This is a genomic window from Plantactinospora sp. B5E13, from assembly GCF_039871775.1.
Classification (GTDB): Bacteria; Actinomycetota; Actinomycetes; order Mycobacteriales; family Micromonosporaceae; genus Plantactinospora.
This window is the reverse complement of record NZ_JBDPLT010000118.1, coordinates 1-864: the sequence shown is the minus strand read 5'-3', so window position 1 is coordinate 864 and position 864 is coordinate 1. Positions and strand designations below refer to the sequence as shown.

Sequence of the window (864 nt, the reverse complement as noted above, 5' to 3'; positions counted from 1 at the left end):
TGCTGCGGGTGCCGCACCTGGTGCTCTGCGTCAACAAGATGGACCTGGTCGACTGGTCGCAGGAGGTGTTCGAGCGGATCGCCGACGAGTTCACCGCGTTCGCGGCCAAGTTGGAGGCGCCGGACCTGTCGGTCGTCCCGATCTCGGCCCTGCACGGCGACAACATCGCCACCCGGTCGGCGAACACCCCCTGGTACGAGGGTCCGTCGCTGCTGCACCACCTGGAGCATGTGCACATCGCCTCGGACCGTAACCTGGTCGACGTACGGTTTCCGGTGCAGTATGTGATCCGGCCGCAGTCGACCACGGTCACCGACTACCGGGGCTATGCCGGGCAGGTCGCCTCCGGGGTGTTGAAGCCCGGTGACGAGGTGATGGTGCTGCCGTCCGGGTTCACCAGCCGGATCGCCGTGATCGAGACCGCGGACGGGCCGGTCGATCAGGCGTTCCCGCCGATGTCGGTGACGGTGCGGCTGGAAGACGAGATCGACATTTCTCGGGGTGACCTGATCTGTCGGCCGAACAACGCCCCGGCGGTGGCGCAGGACATCGAGGCGATGGTCTGCTGGATGGACGAGACCAACCCGTTGCGGGTCGGCGGCAGGTACGCGATCAAGCACACCACCCGGGCCGCCCGGGCCGTCATCCGGAACCTGTACTACCGACTCGACGTCAACAGCCTGCACCGCGACGAGACCGCGGACGAACTCCGACTCAACGAGATCGGCCGGGTCCGACTACGGACCACCGTGCCACTGCTCGCCGACGAGTACCGACGCAACCGCACCACCGGCGGTTTCATCATCATCGACGAGACCACGAACCGCACGGTCGGCGCCGGCATGATCGTCGAGGCCGGCTGAG

General features: G+C 67.0%; 1 protein-coding gene. It reads left to right on the top strand.

The window, feature by feature from the left end; translation table 11 throughout:
- Positions 1-863 (top strand): sulfate adenylyltransferase (locus ABGB05_RS36935; RefSeq protein WP_347658679.1); only part of this gene is annotated, 863 nt, incomplete at its 5' end.
- Position 864: the final 1 nt, after the last annotated feature.